This window comes from Trinickia sp. (genome assembly GCF_051961175.1).
Lineage (GTDB): Bacteria > Pseudomonadota > Gammaproteobacteria > Burkholderiales > Burkholderiaceae > Trinickia.
In genome coordinates, this window is the sequence record NZ_JBQCDN010000075.1 from 1 (window position 1) to 17,349 (window position 17,349).

General features: G+C 64.1%; 12 protein-coding genes and 1 pseudogene. 8 read left to right on the plus strand and 5 right to left on the minus strand.

Annotated features, from left to right (window positions below; all coding sequences use genetic code 11):
- Together ACTHL0_RS04140 and ACTHL0_RS04145 are read left to right on the plus strand one after the other, a co-directional pair.
- Positions 1-684, plus strand: a 684-nt coding sequence (locus ACTHL0_RS04140; RefSeq protein ID WP_440565321.1) for an AMP-binding enzyme, incomplete at its 5' end; no start/stop codon positions are given.
- 761 nt (positions 685-1,445) lie between these two features.
- Positions 1,446-1,925 (plus strand): CoA-binding protein, encoded by a 480-nt coding sequence (locus ACTHL0_RS04145; protein ID WP_440565323.1) that lies wholly within the window; start codon positions 1,446-1,448, stop codon positions 1,923-1,925.
- A 56-nt stretch (positions 1,926-1,981) separates the two neighbouring features.
- On the opposite strand, the gene ACTHL0_RS04150 is transcribed toward ACTHL0_RS04145, so the two are convergent.
- A complete protein-coding gene (locus ACTHL0_RS04150; protein WP_440565335.1) occupies positions 1,982-2,755 on the minus strand; it encodes a transporter substrate-binding domain-containing protein in 774 nt (257 codons plus the stop codon).
- A 231-nt stretch (positions 2,756-2,986) separates the two neighbouring features.
- Here ACTHL0_RS04150 and hemE point away from each other — a divergent pair, with 231 nt between their 5' ends.
- Both hemE and ACTHL0_RS04160 read left to right on the plus strand, forming a co-directional pair.
- The gene (gene hemE, locus ACTHL0_RS04155) at positions 2,987-4,084 is read left to right on the plus strand and encodes a uroporphyrinogen decarboxylase (protein WP_440565324.1); all 1,098 of its coding nucleotides are present in this window, start codon (positions 2,987-2,989) and stop codon (positions 4,082-4,084) included.
- Between the two features lie 450 nt (positions 4,085-4,534).
- The gene (locus tag ACTHL0_RS04160) at positions 4,535-6,799 is read left to right on the plus strand and encodes a primosomal protein N' (protein ID WP_440565325.1); all 2,265 of its coding nucleotides are present in this window, start codon (positions 4,535-4,537) and stop codon (positions 6,797-6,799) included.
- 401 nt (positions 6,800-7,200) lie between these two features.
- Here the strand turns inward: ACTHL0_RS04160 and ACTHL0_RS04165 are convergent, their stop codons facing one another.
- Entirely contained in the window at positions 7,201-7,374 is a 174-nt protein-coding gene (locus ACTHL0_RS04165; protein ID WP_440565326.1) for a hypothetical protein, read from the minus strand.
- Positions 7,375-7,662: 288 nt separating this feature from the next.
- Here ACTHL0_RS04165 and putA point away from each other — a divergent pair, with 288 nt between their 5' ends.
- Both putA and ACTHL0_RS04175 read left to right on the plus strand, forming a co-directional pair.
- Entirely contained in the window at positions 7,663-11,616 is a 3,954-nt protein-coding gene (putA, locus tag ACTHL0_RS04170) for a trifunctional transcriptional regulator/proline dehydrogenase/L-glutamate gamma-semialdehyde dehydrogenase (RefSeq protein WP_440565327.1), read from the plus strand.
- Between the two features lie 85 nt (positions 11,617-11,701).
- A complete protein-coding gene (locus tag ACTHL0_RS04175) occupies positions 11,702-12,850 on the plus strand; it encodes a branched-chain amino acid ABC transporter substrate-binding protein (RefSeq protein WP_440565328.1) in 1,149 nt (382 codons plus the stop codon).
- Positions 12,851-13,048: 198 nt separating this feature from the next.
- Here ACTHL0_RS04175 and cadR read toward each other — a convergent pair whose 3' ends face one another.
- The gene (gene cadR / locus ACTHL0_RS04180) at positions 13,049-13,480 is read right to left on the minus strand and encodes a Cd(II)/Pb(II)-responsive transcriptional regulator (RefSeq protein ID WP_440565329.1); all 432 of its coding nucleotides are present in this window, start codon (positions 13,478-13,480) and stop codon (positions 13,049-13,051) included.
- Between the two features lie 84 nt (positions 13,481-13,564).
- Here cadR and ACTHL0_RS04185 point away from each other — a divergent pair, with 84 nt between their 5' ends.
- Together ACTHL0_RS04185 and ACTHL0_RS04190 are read left to right on the plus strand one after the other, a co-directional pair.
- Complete coding sequence (locus ACTHL0_RS04185; protein ID WP_440565330.1) at positions 13,565-16,006, plus strand: heavy metal translocating P-type ATPase; 2,442 nt, start codon at positions 13,565-13,567, stop codon at positions 16,004-16,006.
- A gap of 404 nt (positions 16,007-16,410) precedes the next feature.
- A complete protein-coding gene (locus tag ACTHL0_RS04190; protein ID WP_440565332.1) occupies positions 16,411-16,737 on the plus strand; it encodes a hypothetical protein in 327 nt (108 codons plus the stop codon).
- A 2-nt stretch (positions 16,738-16,739) separates the two neighbouring features.
- On the opposite strand, the gene ACTHL0_RS04195 is transcribed toward ACTHL0_RS04190, so the two are convergent.
- Together ACTHL0_RS04195 and ACTHL0_RS04200 are read right to left on the minus strand one after the other, a co-directional pair.
- Positions 16,740-16,877 carry a hypothetical protein gene (locus ACTHL0_RS04195; protein WP_440565334.1) on the minus strand — a complete coding sequence of 46 codons (138 nt, stop codon included), beginning with the start codon at positions 16,875-16,877 and terminating at the stop codon, positions 16,740-16,742.
- 25 nt (positions 16,878-16,902) lie between these two features.
- Positions 16,903-17,349 (minus strand): annotated as a pseudogene (locus tag ACTHL0_RS04200) (DUF433 domain-containing protein); the annotation flags it as partial.

The following is a 17,349-nucleotide window of genomic DNA, read 5'->3' on the forward strand; positions in this document are numbered from 1 at the left end:
AAGCGCGTCATGGCGCGGATGCATCTTTCCGAGATCACGATCGCTTACGGGATGACGGAGACGAGCCCGGTCTCGTTCCAAACTGCGACTGACGATCCACTCGACAAGCGTACGTCCACCGTCGGACGCATTGCGCCACACCTCGAAGCGAAGGTCGTCGACGCGCAGGGCGACACGGTGGCTGTCGGTGAAACGGGCGAGTTATGGACGCGCGGTTATTCGGTCATGCGCGGGTATTGGGACGACGATGCGCGCACGAAAGATGCGATCGTCGACGGATGGATGCGCACCGGCGATCTCGCGACGATCGATGCGGATGGCTATTGCAACATCGTGGGCCGTCTGAAGGACATGCTGATTCGCGGCGGCGAGAACATCTATCCGCGCGAGGTGGAAGAATTCTTATTTAGGCATCCTAAGGTTCAGAGCGTGCAGGTGTTTGGTGTACCCGATCAGAAGTACGGCGAGGAAGTGTGCGCGTGGATCGTGGTGCGCCCCGGCGAGACGCTGACGGAGGAGGAAGTTCGCGCATTTTGCCAAGGGCAGATCGCGCACTACAAGGTCCCGCGTTACATCCGGTTCGTGGACGAGATGCCGATGACGGTGACGGGGAAGGTACAGAAGTTTGTCATGCGCGAGCGGATGGTCGACGAACTCAAAGGTGCGAAGCCCGCAGGCGATTGATTGAGGCTCTGTATCGGATCGGAGTCGACGTTGCAGCGTCGACTCCCATCGACGAGCCTGCATGAGGCTGCAGTAAGCGCTCTGCATGGAGCGGCAGTAGGTGCTGAAGCACCCACTACGGACCGACCGCTCTGCGCGGGCTCCTGGTAAGCGCTCAAGCGCGACTACAACCAGGAGCGACGAGCCGTGCATGAGGCCGTAGTAAGCGCTGAAGCGCTCACTACGGACCGCAAAAAAAAAAGCGGGCTTGATAGCCCGCTAAAAACCACACGCTACGGGGTTAGCGCGAGGAGACCAACGAAGGAGCCGGTAGCCACCACACAACACACTGCAGTGCACCAGCAACGACTCCAACAAAGATGCCCGAAACGATTCGGTAACCAACCGCCCACCGCCTTGCCGTCAATCGTTTGCAAAGCTCAAGCAGAGACACATCCGTGTTGAAACCGTTGAAGGGCATTGTGGGCGAATTGAGAAACCCACGCGGTAACAAAGTGTTTCAGGTTGTAACGCCTGTCAGATAAGGCGCTGCGGGATTTTTTACCCGTAGCTGGCCTGAATTACGTCACTATTGCCGATTTAATGAGAAGAAACGAAATGCAATTTTGAATCGCCTCCCTGCAGTTTATCGAAAAATCGCGCAAACGGGTTTCGTCTACCGAATAGCAGGCTTAAGATGCCCATTCCGCTCGCACGCCGCGCGCGAAATTTGACCGACGTTCGCGCGGGCCGACACTTCTTACCAACGACGTACCGAAACAATGAACGAGCCCGAGACACTCAAACGCATCCTCGATCGCGACCGCATCATTGCCGTCGTCGGCTTGTCCATGCACGCTTACCGGCCGAGCCACTCGGTGGCCGCCTACATGCAGTCGCACGGCTACCGCATCGTGCCGGTCAATCCTGCGTATGCGAACGATACGGCCGGCGTGCTCGGGCAACGCTGCTACGCGTCGCTCGCCGATGCGGCGCATGCACTCGCCGAGGAGGGAGCCGCGATCGAGATGGTCGACGTATTCCGTCGGCCGGAGCAAGCCGCGCATGTCGCCGATGAAGCCATCGCAATCGGCGCGAAATCGTTCTGGCTGCAAGTGGGCGTCGTCAACGAAGAGGCCGCCGCGCGCGCAGCCGCGGCGGGGCTCGATGTGGCCATGAACGTCTGCGTGAAAGTGGAACATGAGCGGCTGTGCGGTGCGACGCATCGCGCCAACGCCCCCGCACCGCGCGTGCCTGAATGAGCGGTCGCCGCCGGTTCGATCTCGCATGAACCGGCGCCGCGCCGTCATTCACGGCCTCATTTGAGCCATTTGTCGGAAATCGACTGAAACTCGCCCGTGGCACGCGCCAGATGCAGCCACTGATCGACGTACTGCTGGAACGTCACATCGCCTTGGGGGAGCATGTAAGCCTTCTCGCCATATTGGAACGGCTTGTCCGGGTGCACGGAACACAACCCCGGATTGAGCTTTTGCTGCAGCAGTGTCTCCGACGCGTCGGTCACCATGACATCGGCCTTGCCTTCGAGGATCTGCTTGAAGATCGTGACGTTGTCGGGATAGACGGTGACCTTTGCATGCGTGAAGTATTGCTTCGCGAAGCGTTCGTTCGTGCCGCCCGGGTTGACGATCACGTGCGTGCCCGGCGCGTCGATTTGCGCGAGCGTTTGATATTTGTCGACGTCGGCGCAGCGTGCGATCGGCGCTTTGCCGTCGATCATGTATGGCTGGGTGAAGAAGACATGCTTCTGGCGCTCGAGCGACGTCGATACCCCGCCGACCGCCACGTCGCATTTCGCCAGGAAATCGTTCATGAGGCTGCCCCACGTCGTCTTGACGTAGTCGACCTTCACACCCAGCGATTTGGCCAACGATTCGGCCATGTCGATGTCGATGCCCTCGAAGGTGCCGTCAGGCTTGCGAAACGAGTAGGGCTTGTAGTCGCCCGTCGTGCATACGCGCAGCGTGCCGCGCGCGAGCACGGTGTCGAGCCGCGACGGCGCCGCGGCCACCGGCACAGCGTCGGTTCCTTGGGCGAACGCAGCGCCTGTGCAGGCGGTGGCCAGTGCCATTGCGCCGATCGACAGGCAGATGAGCCGTTTGTTGTTCATCGAGGTCTTCCTTTTTGCTACGAGAGCGGTGAGGTTGAGCGGACAGCCGGAACGCGCGGCGATCGCAAGATCATAGCCGTGTCAAAATGGCGCACGCCGGCCGCCGGGCAAAGACGGGAATGCGACGCGATCGGCGCACACGGGTCCGGTAAAATGGCGGTCTCTTTCGCCTAGCCCTCGAGCCGGACTCACGTGCCTTCCACTCTGCTCAACGATACGTTTTTGCGCGCGCTGCTGCGCCAGCCGACCGAATACACCCCGATTTGGCTCATGCGCCAGGCGGGACGCTATCTGCCGGAGTACAACGCCACGCGCACGCGCGCCGGCAGCTTTCTCGGCCTGGCCAAGAACCCCGATTTCGCGACGGAAGTGACGCTTCAGCCGCTCGAACGCTTTCCGCTCGACGCCGCGATCCTCTTTTCGGACATCCTCACGGTGCCCGATGCGATGGGCCTGGGATTGTCGTTCGCGCCGGGCGAGGGGCCCCGATTCGCCCACCCGGTGCGAACCGAACAGGATGTCGCCCGCCTGCGGGTACCCGATATCGACGACACGCTCGGCTACGTGACGGACGCCGTCAAGGCGATACGACGCGCGCTGACCGATGCGCAGGGGCGCCAGCGGGTGCCGTTGATCGGCTTTTCGGGCAGCCCGTGGACACTGGCGTGCTACATGGTGGAGGGCGCCGGCTCGGACGATTTCCGCACCGTCAAGTCGATGCTCTATGCCCGTCCCGATCTGATGCATCGGATTCTCGACATCAACGCGCAGGCCGTCGCGGCTTACCTCAATGCGCAGATCACAGCGGGCGCCCAGGCCGTGATGATTTTCGATACCTGGGGCGGGGCGCTGGCCGATGGCATATTTCAGCGATTTTCGCTTCATTACATCGAAGCCGTGGTGCAGCGCCTCGTGCGCGAGCACGATGGCGCGCGCGTGCCCGTCGTCACGTTCACGAAGGGCGGCGGCCTTTGGCTCGAGGATATCGCCGCGTGCGGCGTCGATGCGGTAGGCGTGGATTGGACAGTCAACCTCGGGCGGGCACGGGAGCGCGTCGGCTCGCGCGTCGCGCTGCAAGGCAATCTCGATCCGACAGCGTTGTTCGCGCCGCCCGAAGCCTTGCGCGTCCAAGCGCGGGCGGTGCTCGACAGTTACGGCAATCACCCGGGGCACGTGTTCAATTTGGGGCACGGCATTTCGCAATTCACCCCGCCCGAACATGTCGCCGAGCTTGTCGATGAAGTGCATCGGTACAGCCGTGCGATGCGAGCGGTATCCCGCGCTCAATGAGCCCTATTTTGCTGCGCTGCAACCAGCCGGGCGCTCAGTCCAGGGGGCGAATCGCCCGGCAGGTGGCATCGCCGGGTCGTCTTCTACTTGTCAAGACTTGACTTATGCACATTCTTCTCGTTGCGGCGCAGTAGAGCCCGCGATGGTTGACGCCGCCTCCCAAACCATGTACCTCCAGGGACACGGCCTTGACCGACAAGGGTTTGCGCCCGAGCGACGAAGTGTGCGGTTTCCCACAGAATGTCAGCGCGGCGGCGTTCTTTCGCTTCCGGCCGCGCACTTTTCAACAAAGTTATCCACAGGCGGCTGCGACCAAACCGCAAAGTTCAGCGAGATCCACAGGTTAGCGGCGAATCTCATGTTTCACTTTAACTTCGCGTCGTTTGGTCCGCCTTCCCTCACTGCGCGATGCCGTGCGCAGCGCGGGCGTGCCTCGGGGAGCCGTCCGGCATGAGTGAGACGTTCGTTCGCGTCGCGCTCGACCATCCGCTGCCGACCTTGTTCGATTACCGTTGCGCCGCACCGGCCCCGGCGCCCGGTACGCTCGTCGCTGTGCCGTTCGGCAAGCGCGGTGTAGTGGGGCTCGTCGTGGAAGTGACCGCTCACACCGAGGTGCCTGCGGAACGCGTACGAGACGTGACGGCCGCGTGCGATGGGTGCGCTCCGCTGTCGGCGGAATGGCTCGAGCTCGTTTCGTTCGCCGCCGATTATTACCAGCGTCCTATCGGCGAAGTCGCGCTGCCGGCGTTGCCGCAAGCGCTGCGCGATCCTGCGCGGTGGCCGCGGCTATTCGCCGCCGTGCCGCGCTTTCGTTTGACTGAGCTGGGCCGAGCCGCCTTGCCCGAGGCCCTCCCGGCACGCGGCGCCGCGCTGCGCCGCCTCGCGCAGGCGCTGGCGGATAGTCCACTCGATCTGAGCGAGGCGCGCGCGCTGCATCCGAAGGCTGCCGCAACGCTGGCCTCATGGCAGGCGCAGGGGTGGGTGGACGAGGAAGTGCAAGCCCATGCAGGCGGTGCGTGGCCGGCAGGCGCCGGATCGGCCGAGCCGCAGGTTGGCGCAGACAGCGTCATCGCCCGCCCCGCGCCCACCGACGAGCAACAACAGGCCGTGGACGCGATCGCCGGTGCCCGGGGTTTTTCGCCGGTCCTGCTGCATGGGGTGACGGGAAGCGGCAAGACCGAAGTCTACTTGCGCGCGCTAGAGCGCTTGTTCGAGGCGCAACCCGACGCTCAGGCGCTCGTGCTCGTGCCCGAGATCAACCTGACTCCGCAGTTCGAGGCGGCGTTTCGCGCGCGCTTCGCCGCGCTGGCGGGAGACGATTCGATCGTCACCCTGCACAGCGGGATGGCCGACGGCGAGCGTGTGCGCAGTTGGCTCGCCGCGCATACGGGCCGCGCCCGGATCGTGCTCGGCACGCGGCTGGCCGTTCTGGCCTCGTTGCCGCGGCTGGCGCTGATTGTTGTCGACGAGGAACACGAGCCGGCTTACAAGCAGCAAGAGGGGCTGCGTTATTCCGCGCGCGACCTGGCGGTGTGGCGGGCGAAGCAGCGCGGTATCGCGGTTGTCCTCGGCTCGGCCACGCCGTCGCTCGAAAGCTGGTGGCAGGCGGAGCAGGGCCGCTACCGGCGGCTATCGCTGTCGCGGCGCGCCGTGGCCGATGCCGTGCTGCCGTCGGTCAGGATGATCGACCTCGAGGAGGAGCGCCGGCGCGGGCGTGGCAGCGTCGACGGCATTTCGGGGCCACTCGCTGCCGCGCTGAAGGCGCGGCTCGAGCGCGGCGAGCAAAGCCTCGTCTTCCTCAATCGGCGCGGCTATGCGCCCGTGCTCGCGTGCGATGCCTGCGGGTGGCTGGCCGGCTGTCCGCGCTGCAGCGCGTACGTCGTGCTGCACAAGAGCGAGCATGCGCTGCGTTGCCATCATTGCGGCTGGGAAGCACGGGTGCCGCGAGCCTGTCCCGATTGCGGCAACGTCGATATCGCGCCCCTCGGCCGCGGCACGCAGCGTGTGGAAGAGACGCTTGCCGCCCTCGTGCCGGGCGCCCGCGTGCTGCGCATCGATGCCGACAGCACCCGTCGCAAAGGCGCCGCGCAGACGTTGTTCTCCAACGTGCACGCGGGCGAGGTCGACATCCTCGTCGGCACCCAGATGATCGCCAAAGGACACGATTTTCAGCGCGTTTCGCTGGTCGGTGTGCTCAATGCCGACGCGGCACTGTTTTCCCACGATTTTCGCGCGGGCGAGCGGCTATTCGCGCAGCTGATGCAAGTCAGCGGGCGGGCCGGGCGGGCAGGGTTGCCCGGTGAAGTACTCGTGCAGACGCGCTATCCGCGGCACGCGCTCTATCATGCGCTCGGGCGTCACGATTACATCGGCTTCGCGAACGCGACGCTTGCCGAACGGCGCGACGCGCAGCTGCCGCCCTTCGTCTATCAGGCGCTATTGCGCGCGGAAGGCCGCACGCTCGACGCGGCCTTGGCCTTTCTCAGCGCCGCCGGCGCAGCTGTGGCGCAGATACCCTTTGCCGAGCGCGTCACGCTATACGACGCTGTGCCGATGACGATCGTGAAGGTCGCCAATGTTCACCGCGCGCAGTTGCTCCTCGAGAGCGCATCGCGTGCGTCGTTGCTCGCCACGCTGCGTGCGTGGCTCCCGATCCTGCGGACGTTGAAGGGCGTGCTGCGCTGGAGCGTCGAGGTCGATCCACTCGACATTTGAATGCGGCCAGGCTTGGATGCAAGCGGAAATGGGCAGGACACTGCGCGGGGGCCGCGCACCGCGTGAAGCAGTGCGTAGGCTTGGGAGGCGGTTCAGTAGCGCAGCCGGCTGCGCGCATTGCGCGCTCGCGTCCGTACGCGGTTCGTATAGCTCGGCACCGGCGAGATGAGCGGCCGCGCGCAGGCGGCGAAAGATGAGCGCTTGCGTTGCCCCGCCTGCCGATTACGGGCGGAGGACCGGCTTTCGTTCGAACAAATCATGATGTGCCTCTATAGGGGTGCGATCTAAATTCATGCGATGGCGTCGGGCGCTGAGCGCCACTGCGCCCGGTGCCCGCGCCGCCCGGTTGCGTCGCACGCAGCCGGGAGTCGCTCCCTTTTCGCGGATGCCGAATCCGCCCCTCAGCTGCGCTCGCTCAGTAGCGCATCGCTCGCCGCTTCGGCTTTGAGCCGGGCTTGACGCACGCGGGCGAGCGCCACGGCACGGCTATGTGCCGGCGATGCGCCGCGGACGAACAGGGTGAGACACACAACGGCCATCGTCCAGATACCGCCGATTACGATCCACTTTTCCATTTCGCCTCTCCTTTCCGGGCGGTCGCCGCGCTCGAGCGCTTTCCTGCGTTAACGGCATTCCTTCGCACCGCCGTAGGGCGTGAGGCACCGTTTTCGCGTCAGGGAAAACACCGAGCGCAACCGGCGATGGCCGCGCCATGCCGATTTCGCGGCAACCCTTGCCCGTAAAGGGTTTCAAAAGGGTGCAACCGCGAGGGGATTTTGGTTGCACCTTTTTATTGGGAGGCGTACGATTCCGCCAACTTTTTAGTCATCGGCCGGCCTCAAACGCCGGCGACCGAAGGAATCATGGCCAGCACTACTCTTGGCGTCAAAGTCGACGACCTCCTCCGCACCCGCCTCAAAGAGGCTGCCTCCCGCCTCGAACGCACGCCGCATTGGCTCATCAAGCAGGCGATCTTTGCCTACCTGGAAAAAATCGAGCATGGGCAGTTGCCTCCGGAGCTGTCGGGCGTGGCGAACCTGGGCGATCTCTCGGAAAGCGCGGCTGCCGAGAACGAGGACGACAGTGTGCTGCACCCGTTCCTCGATTTCGCGCAGAACGTGCAGCCGCAATCGGTGCTGCGTGCGGCGATCACGGCCGCCTACCGGCGTCCCGAGCCCGAATGCGTCCCGTTCCTGATCGGCGAGGCGCGTCTGCCCGAGCAATTGTCGTCGGACGTCGGCAAGATGGCGACGAAGCTTGTCGAGACGCTGCGGGCCAAGCGCAAGGGCGGCGGCGTCGAGGGGCTCATCCACGAATTCTCGCTATCGAGCCAGGAAGGCGTGGCCCTGATGTGCCTGGCCGAAGCGCTGCTGCGCATTCCCGATCGTGCGACGCGCGACGCGCTCATTCGCGACAAGATCAGCAAGGGCGATTGGAAGTCGCACATGGGCAATGCGCCGTCGATGTTCGTCAATGCGGCCACCTGGGGCCTCATGATCACGGGCAAGCTCGTCACCACCAACAGCGAAGCGGGTCTGTCGTCGGCGCTCACGCGGTTGATCGGCAAGGGCGGCGAACCGCTGATCCGCAAGGGCGTCGATATGGCGATGCGCTTGATGGGCGAGCAGTTCGTGACGGGCGAAACGATTTCGGAAGCGCTCGCGAACAGCCGCAAGTTCGAAGCGCGGGGCTTCCGCTACTCGTACGACATGCTCGGCGAAGCCGCCACCACCGAAGAAGACGCGCAGCGCTATTACTCGTCGTACGAGCAAGCGATTCATGCGATCGGCAAAGCGGCCGGCGGGCGCGGCATCTATGAAGGCCCCGGCATTTCCATCAAGCTTTCGGCGCTGCATCCGCGCTACTCGCGCGCTCAGCAAGAACGCACGATGAGCGAACTGTTGCCGCGCGTGCGCTCGCTCGCCGTGCTGGCACGCCGCTATGACATCGGTCTGAACATCGACGCCGAGGAAGCCGACCGGCTCGAGCTCTCGCTCGATCTGCTCGAAGCGCTCTGTTTCGATGCGGAACTGGCCGGCTGGAACGGCATCGGCTTCGTCGTACAGGCGTATCAGAAGCGCTGCCCGTTCGTGATCGATTACGTCGTCGATCTGGCTCGCCGCAGCCGCCACCGCATCATGGTGCGCCTGGTGAAGGGCGCTTATTGGGACAGCGAAATCAAACGCGCGCAGCTCGACGGGCTCGAAGGCTATCCCGTGTATACGCGCAAGGTCTACACCGACGTGTCGTATGTCGCTTGCGCGAAGAAGCTGCTCGGTGCGCCCGATGCCGTCTACCCGCAGTTCGCGACACACAACGCCTATACGCTCGCGGCCATCTATCACCTCGCGGGTCAAAACTATTACCCCGGTCAGTACGAGTTCCAGTGCCTGCATGGCATGGGCGAGCCGCTGTACGAAGAAGTCACGGGCCGCGAGAAGTTGAACCGTCCGTGCCGTATCTATGCGCCGGTCGGCACGCATGAAACGCTGCTCGCGTATCTCGTGCGCCGTCTGCTCGAGAATGGCGCGAACACGTCGTTCGTCAATCGCATCGCCGATGAATCGGTGCCTGTTGCGTCGCTCGTCGTCGATCCTGTCGACGAAGCTTCGAAGATCGTGCCGCTCGGTGCCCCGCATGCGAAGATCCCGCTGCCGCGCGATCTGTTCGGCAGCGAGCGTCTCAATTCGATGGGGCTCGATTTGTCGAACGAGCATCGTCTCGCTTCGTTGTCCTCCGCGCTGCTCGCGAGCGCGCACCATCCGTGGCGCGCGGCCCCGATGCTCGAAAGCGGCGAACTGGCCGCATCGAGCGCGGCGGGCCGCAGCGAGCACGTCGTGCGCAATCCGGCCGACCACCGCGACCTCGTCGGTACCGTCGTCGAAGCGACGCGTGACGACGTGAACGCGGCGCTCGCCTTTGCGGTTGCCGCGGCGCCGATCTGGCAAGCCACGCCCGTGAATGCGCGCGCCGATTGCCTGGCCCGAGCGGCCGATCTGCTCGAAGCGCAGATGCATACGTTGATGGGCCTCATCGTGCGCGAAGCAGGGAAGTCGCTGCCGAACGCGATCGCCGAGATCCGCGAAGCCGTCGATTTCCTGCGCTACTACTCGGCGCAGATCCGCGAGGAATTCTCGAACGACACGCATCGTCCGCTCGGGCCCGTCGTCTGTATCAGCCCGTGGAACTTCCCGCTGGCGATTTTTATGGGCCAAGTGGCCGCCGCGCTTGCGGCCGGCAATACAGTGCTCGCCAAGCCTGCCGAGCAAACGCCGCTGATCGCCGCGCAGGCGGTGCGTCTGCTGCGCGAAGCCGGCGTGCCTGCGGGTGCCGTGCAACTGTTGCCCGGCGACGGTGAAACGGTCGGCGCCTCGCTCGTCGCCGATCCGCGTACGCGTGCCGTCATGTTCACGGGCTCGACGGAAGTGGCGCGCCTCATCAACAAGACGCTCTCCGGTCGTCTGGATCCGGACGGCAAGCCGATTCCGCTGATCGCCGAAACGGGCGGACAGAACGCGATGATCGTCGATTCGTCGGCGCTCGCGGAACAGGTCGTCGCGGACGTCATGCAATCGGCGTTCGATTCGGCGGGTCAGCGCTGCTCGGCGCTGCGCGTGCTGTGCCTGCAGGATGACGTTGCCGATCGCACGCTGACGATGCTCAAGGGCGCGATGCACGAGCTCACGGTCGGCAATCCCGATCGGTTGTCGACGGACGTCGGCCCCGTGATCGACGCCGAAGCGAAGCGCACGATCGACACGCACGCCGCCGCTTTGCGCGAGAAAGGCCGCTCGGTCACGCAACTGCCGCTGCCCGAGCAATGCGCGCACGGCACGTTCGTTCCGCCGACGCTGATCGAACTCGATAGCATCGACGAATTGAAGCGCGAAGTCTTCGGCCCGGTGCTGCATGTGATTCGCTACCCCCGCAGCGGCCTGGACAAACTGCTCGAGCAAATTCGCGCGACGGGTTACGGGCTCACGCTCGGGATTCATACGCGGATCGACGAAACGATCGCGCATGTCATCTCGCGTGCCCACGTCGGCAATATCTACGTCAACCGCAATGTGATCGGCGCGGTGGTCGGCGTGCAGCCGTTCGGTGGAGAAGGGCTGTCGGGTACGGGCCCGAAGGCCGGTGGCGCGCTCTATTTGCAGCGCCTCCTGGCCAAGCGTCCGTCCGGCTTGCCGAAATCGCTCGCGGCTTCGCTCGTGGCCGACGGCGCAACCGAGCAAGACAAGAGCGGCACGCCGCTCACCCCGCGCGCCGCGCTCACGGCGCTGCGCGATTGGCTCATCGCCGAGCGGCAGCCCCAGCTTGCCGCGCGTTGCGACGGTTATCTCGCAAATATGCCGGCCGGTGCCACGGCGGTGCTGCCGGGGCCGACGGGCGAGCGCAACACCTACACGCTTGGCGCCCGCGGTACGGTATCCTGCGTCCCTTCGACGCCGAGCGGCGCGCGTGCGCAGTTCGCTGCGGTGCTCGCGACGGGGAACCGCGCGGTGTTTTCCGGCGCGGCTGGCGAAGCGCTTGCCGCCGCGCTGCCGGCCCAGTTGAAGCCGTTCGCCGACGTGCAAAAGAGTGCGGACGCGCCGTTCGACGCGGTGCTGTTCGAGGGCGACAGTGACGAGCTGCTGGCGCTCGTCAAGGAAGTGGCCAAACGGCCGGGCCCGATCGTATCGGTGCAGGGCGTCTCGACGCACGCGCTCGAGAACGGCGACGAAGATTACGCGCTCGAGCGGCTGATGACGGAACGCTCGGTGAGCGTGAACACGGCCGCGGCGGGCGGCAATGCGAATTTGATGACGATCGGCTAAGCAACCCTTGTCGATCGATTCAAACACGGGAGCGGCGCGGCGACCCCGAGGCCGCTTCCAACTACCTTGGTATCTAGGAGAAGCTATGCAGCACAAAATGAAAACGCTGGCAGGCGCGACGCTCGTTGCAGCGATGTCGCTGGTGGGGACCGCACATGCAGAGCAAGCAGAACAAGTGAAGATCGGCTTTGCCGGCCCGATGACGGGCGCGCAAGCCCACTACGGCACCGACTTCCAAAACGGCGTGAAGCTCGCCATTGCCGACATGAACGCGACGAAGCCCGTGATCGGCGGCAAGCAAGTCGAGTTCGTGCTCGACGCGGCTGACGATCAGGCCGACCCGCGCACGGGTACGACGGTTGCGCAAAAGCTCGTCGACGACGGCATCAAGGGCATGGTGGGTCACTTCAACTCGGGCACGACGATCCCGGCTTCGCGCATCTACGCGAACGCGGGCATCCCCGAAGTGGCGATGGCGACGGCACCGGAGTACACGCAGCAAGGCTTCAAGACGACGTTCCGCATGATGACGTCCGACACGCAGCAAGGGTCGGTCGCGGGCACGTACGCGGTGAAGAACCTGAACATGAAGAAGATCGCGATTGTCGACGATCGCACGGCCTACGGCCAAGGTCTGGCAGATCAATTCGCGAAGGCCGCGAAGGCTGCCGGTGCGACGATTGTCGATCGTGAATTCACGAACGACAAGGCCGTCGACTTCAAGGGCATCCTGACGAAGCTGAAGGCCGCCAACCCCGACCTGATCTACTTCGGCGGCGCCGATTCCCAGGCCGCGCCGATGGCGAAGCAAATGAAGTCGCTGGCGATCAAGGCCCCGTTGATGGGCGGCGAAATGCTGCACACGCCTGACTTCCTGAAGATCGCCGGCCCGGCCGCCGACGGCACGTACGCGTCGCTCGCAGGCTTGCCGCTCTCCGACATGCCCGGCGGCAGCCAATACGTCGCGAAGTACAAGAAGATGTTCGGCACGGAAGTCGAAACGTATTCGCCGTATGCCTACGACGGCACGATGGCGCTGCTGACGGCCATGAAGAAGGCCAACTCGACGGATCCGGCGAAGTACCTGCCGGTGCTCGCGAAGACCGACATGCCCGGCGTGACGACGACGCACCTGGCGTATGACGACCACGGCGATCTGAAGAACGGCGGCATCACGATCTACAAGGCCGAAAACGGCCAGTGGAAGCCGCTGCAAAGCGTCGGCGCGAAGTAATCGCCGCGTATTGCGTGACCGTGCGCATCGCCTGACGGGCGTTGCGCTGAAAGCCCCGCTGATGTCTGGCGGGGTTTTGTCGTTTACGGGCGATGAGTCGGTTTTCTGGCCGGCGTTCCAGCGCAACGCTCGAGAAGCTCGCCCCATCGGCAAGCCGTACAACTCACCGGTGAGTGCACGGCGTTCGCCGCATCGGACTCAACCGACGTGTGTCCGCTTGGCCGGCGCCGGCTGCGTTTCCATGGTGGCGAGCCCATGCACGATGCCGCAGGCGTCGACTGTTCCCTCGCCCTTGCATTGCTCGCGCAACTCGATCAACTGAGCCTTGAGATGTTCGAGTTCGGCGAGCCTCGTATCGACATGGCCGATGTGTTCATCGAGCAGCGCGTCGATCGATTCGCAGCGGTCCGAATGGCGGTCCATCAGACGCAGCAGCATGCGGATCTCGTCGTGCGTCATGTCCAGCGCACGGCAATTGCGAATGAAGCGCAACCGCTCGATATGCTCGGCGCCGTAGCTCCGGTAATTCGCTTGTGTGCGCTGTGCGCCGGGCAACAGGCCCTCTTTCTCGTAGAAACGGATCGTTTCTGTCGTGCAATGGGCGGCCTTCGCCAATTCACCGATTTTCATAAGAGGCTTCCGGCGGTCGTGGGTTGACCTTGGAGTGGCTACAAGGTGTTTACTGTACTCCAATGGTTTTCCGAGGACATCTCTATGACGCGATCGCATCGCGCGCATCTGGAACATGCCGAACAAGAGCACGACGGTGAATACGCGCATCGCCACGATGGCGATGAAGCATCTGCGCGCGCTTGCCCATCGCGTGAAAGCAGCCACGCTCATACGCACGAGCACGAGCACGAGCACGAGCACGAGCACGAGCACGAGCACGAGCACGAGCACGGTCATGGTCATGGTCATGGTCATGGTCATGGTCATGGTCATGGCGCCTCGTCTGGCCACACCGGCCATGACGGTTGCTGCTCGCACGAGGCGCCTGTGCTGGCGCCGCTGCCGGCCGCCGCCAAGCGAGCCGACGGCATCGAGACGACCATTCGCATCATGCAGATGGATTGTCCGACCGAGGAAGCACTGATTCGCGGCAAGCTCGGCGGGATGGCCGGCGTGACGGGCCTCACTTTCAATCTGATGCAGCGCACGCTGCAAGTCGTGCATGCCCCAGGGGCCCAGCCGGCGGTACTCGACGCGATCCGCTCGCTCGGCTTTGTACCCGAGTTGCCCGATTCCGCATCGGGCGCCTCACTCGCCGCCGAACCGGCGCGCCCTTGGTGGCCGCTTGCATTGGCGGCAATCGCCGCGGTGATATCCGAAGCGGCGACTTGGTTCCAGGCATCGCCCTGGCTCGCGGGCGGCTGCGCGGGTTTCGCGCTGGCAGTGAGCGGCGTCGGCACTTATCGCAAAGGCTGGATCGCGATCCGCAACGGCAATCTGAACATCAACGCCCTGATGAGCATTGCCGTGACGGGTGCGATGGTCTTGCGCCAATGGCCGGAAGCCGCGATGGTGATGGTGCTGTTCGCACTGGCCGAGCGGATCGAGGCCATGTCGCTCGATCGCGCGCGCAACGCCATTCACGCACTGATGCAGTTGGCGCCCGAGACGGCGACCGTCCTGCAAAGCGACGGCCGTTGGACGAGCGTCGAGGCGAAAACGGTGCCGATCGGTGCGCGCGTGCGCGTCGCACCGGGGGAGCGCATCGCGCTCGATGGCGCAATCGTCCTCGGTGAATCGAGCGTGAACCAGGCGCCGATCACAGGCGAGAGCTTACCCGTCGACAAAGGGCCCGGCGACGCGGTATTTGCCGGCACGATCAACGAGTCGGGCTCGTTCGAGTATCGCGTCAGCGCATCCGCCGACAGTACGACGCTCGCGCGCATCATCCACGCTGTCGAACAAGCGCAAGGCAAGCGGGCGCCGACGCAGCGTTTCGTCGACCGCTTCGCCCGCATCTATACGCCGATCGTCTTCGCGTGCGCGCTGCTCGTGGCCGTCGTGCCGCCGCTCGTCGCCGGCGGAATGTGGCGCGAGTGGATCTACCGCGCGCTGGTCATGCTTGTCATTGCCTGTCCTTGCGCACTGGTCATTTCGACGCCGGTGACGATCGTCAGCGGGCTCGCCGCCGCCGCGCGGCGCGGCATTCTGATCAAGGGCGGCGTCTATCTCGAAGAGGGCCGCAAGCTCGCTTGGCTCGCATTCGACAAGACGGGCACGATCACGACGGGTTCACCCGCGCAAACCGACTTCGAGCCGCAAGCCGACGTCTCGATGCACGACTGCCGCCGGATCGCCGCTGCGCTCGCCGGGCGGTCGGACCACCCGGTATCGCGCGCGATCGCCCGTGCGGCCGAATCGTTCCCTGCGTCCGGTGATGGCGAGGCCGATCTGATTGCGACGACGGTCGAGGGCTTTGAGGCATTGCCCGGGCGCGGCGTGACGGGGGCGGTCGAAGGGCGGCGGTATTGGCTCGGCAACCCGCGGCTGGCGCGTGAACGGGGATACCTGACTTCCGCGGTGGAACTGCGTGCCGGTCAACTCGAGCGGCTGGGACGATCGGTCGTCTTACTGCTGGACGAGGCGCGTGTGCTGGCATTGTTCGCTGTGGCCGATACCGTCAAACAAACGAGCCGCACGGCATTGGCGCAATTGCATGCGCTCGGTATTCGAACCGCAATGCTGACCGGCGACAACGCCCATACGGCGCGAGCCATCGCCGCCGAAGTCGGCATTGACGACGTGCGCGGCGACCAGTTGCCCGACGACAAACTGCGCGCAATCGAATCGCTGGTGTCCGACGGCGGCGCGGTAGGGATGGTGGGCGACGGCATCAACGATGCCCCGGCGTTGGCACGTGCGCGGATTGGCTTCGCGATGGGCGCTATGGGCAGCGACGCGGCGATCGAAACCGCCGATGTGGCGCTGATGGATGACGACTTGCGCAAGGTCCCTGCATTCGTCCGATTGTCGCGTACGACCTACGCGGTGCTCGTGCAAAACATCGTGTTTGCGCTGGCGATCAAGGCGATTTTTCTGGTGCTTACGCTGGCGGGCCATGGAACGATGTGGATGGCCGTATTCGCCGATGCGGGGGCGAGCCTCATCGTGGTCGCGAACGGCTTGCGGTTATTGCGACGGTAAACGTCGGCCAACCCGGCGTGCCCGTGTGTCTGCGTACCTGCACGCGGCTTGCTTCTTGCACGTCAACGAAGCATTCCGGTGGGGACGTCGACGGTGTTCGTCATCGATGAGCCGCGTGCGCCGCTGAACGTTCCAGGGCGAGCGAAGATGCCGAGCGATCGGGGTCTGGAGCGTCGATGCGTCGATGTGGCGCGCGACGTTTTTCGCGTCGATCTCCGGGTATCCGTCAGTTCGATCGCCTAGACTGGAAATGCCATTCGCCGCTCCGCCGCTCCGCCGCTTCGTCGCATTCGACGTCGAGCGGCGCCGAGCTTGGCCGATCGAGGCGGGCGGATGACGACTGGGGGCAGCCGCGGTCGGGTTGCTAAGGGCTCATCGAGAACCGGTTCGTGAAGGAGTTGACCATGCTGCAGAGTAGCGAAATTCAAAAGCGGTTTTCTCACATCCAGCAAACGATCAATGAAGCGACGCGCAGTTGTCAGAGCGCACAGTCGGTGCCGCAGGACCTGAAAAAATGTGTCGAGGAACTCGACAAGGAGTGCAAGACGGCGCAATCGGCAATGAAATCGCAGGACGAGGACCGCATGCGCGAATGCATCGATTCGCTCGAGGAAATCGGTGACCGCGCCGAGCGCGCGTGCCAGAAGGGCGGCAACGTCGATGGCGACTTGAAGCGCGCCGTATCGACGATGCATTCCGAGTTGTCGGATTTGAAGCGTCAGCTGCACTGACCTTACGTTGAACGAGTGGCCGGTTTGACCGGCGTCACGCGCAACGTGAGCTTTTGCGTCAATCGCAGAACCGTGAGTTCGACGGTGCGGTCGATCCTTGACGCATCGAGCACGCGTTGCAGCGCATCGATGCCGTCCACGGCCGTGCTTTGTCGACCAGGAATTTCACGCGGCTAGGCTTTCTTCGAAGGCGATAGCCGCGTTAACTGCGGCAACAGGCACTTCGTATAGCTTCGCGACGAAATTCTTGTTGCCCTCCGTCATGAAAGCATCGTAGAGGATGGATGTTCTGACGGAACCATCCGTCACAATAGGCTTGCCAAAGGCAACGGTTGGATCGAGCACGATCGCTTTGCTCCGAGGAGCCGGATACCAGCGCGTTGCAATCTGATCTTCGTTGAGCTCGATACCTGCATACAGTGATGGCTCAATGATCTTCCGAAATGCATACTGCTGTTTCACGAGATCGAGTAATTCCGTTTCCCCTGTTTCTTCAATGGCCGATACGAAAATTGTCCGGCCATCCGTGCGAAACTGGCGTGAGGTGAACGGATAGTCGGTCTTAAAAAGCTCGCGGGCGCGCTCGCTGGCGAGACGAATTGTCCGCAGGCT

Excerpts from the sequence above, each read along its gene's own strand:
- ACTHL0_RS04145 (WP_440565323.1), top strand. The coding sequence starts at position 1,446 with ATGAACGAGCCCGAGACACTCAAACGCATCCTCGATCGCGACCGCATC.
- ACTHL0_RS04150 (WP_440565335.1), bottom strand. The coding sequence starts at position 2,755 with ATGGCACTGGCCACCGCCTGCACAGGCGCTGCGTTCGCCCAAGGAACC.
- ACTHL0_RS04160 (WP_440565325.1), top strand. The coding sequence starts at position 4,535 with ATGAGTGAGACGTTCGTTCGCGTCGCGCTCGACCATCCGCTGCCGACC.
- ACTHL0_RS04165 (WP_440565326.1), bottom strand. The coding sequence starts at position 7,374 with ATGGAAAAGTGGATCGTAATCGGCGGTATCTGGACGATGGCCGTTGTG.
- putA (WP_440565327.1), top strand. The coding sequence starts at position 7,663 with ATGGCCAGCACTACTCTTGGCGTCAAAGTCGACGACCTCCTCCGCACC.
- ACTHL0_RS04175 (WP_440565328.1), top strand. The coding sequence starts at position 11,702 with ATGCAGCACAAAATGAAAACGCTGGCAGGCGCGACGCTCGTTGCAGCG.
- cadR (WP_440565329.1), bottom strand. The coding sequence starts at position 13,480 with ATGAAAATCGGTGAATTGGCGAAGGCCGCCCATTGCACGACAGAAACG.
- ACTHL0_RS04185 (WP_440565330.1), top strand. The coding sequence starts at position 13,565 with ATGACGCGATCGCATCGCGCGCATCTGGAACATGCCGAACAAGAGCAC.
- ACTHL0_RS04190 (WP_440565332.1), top strand. The coding sequence starts at position 16,411 with ATGCTGCAGAGTAGCGAAATTCAAAAGCGGTTTTCTCACATCCAGCAA.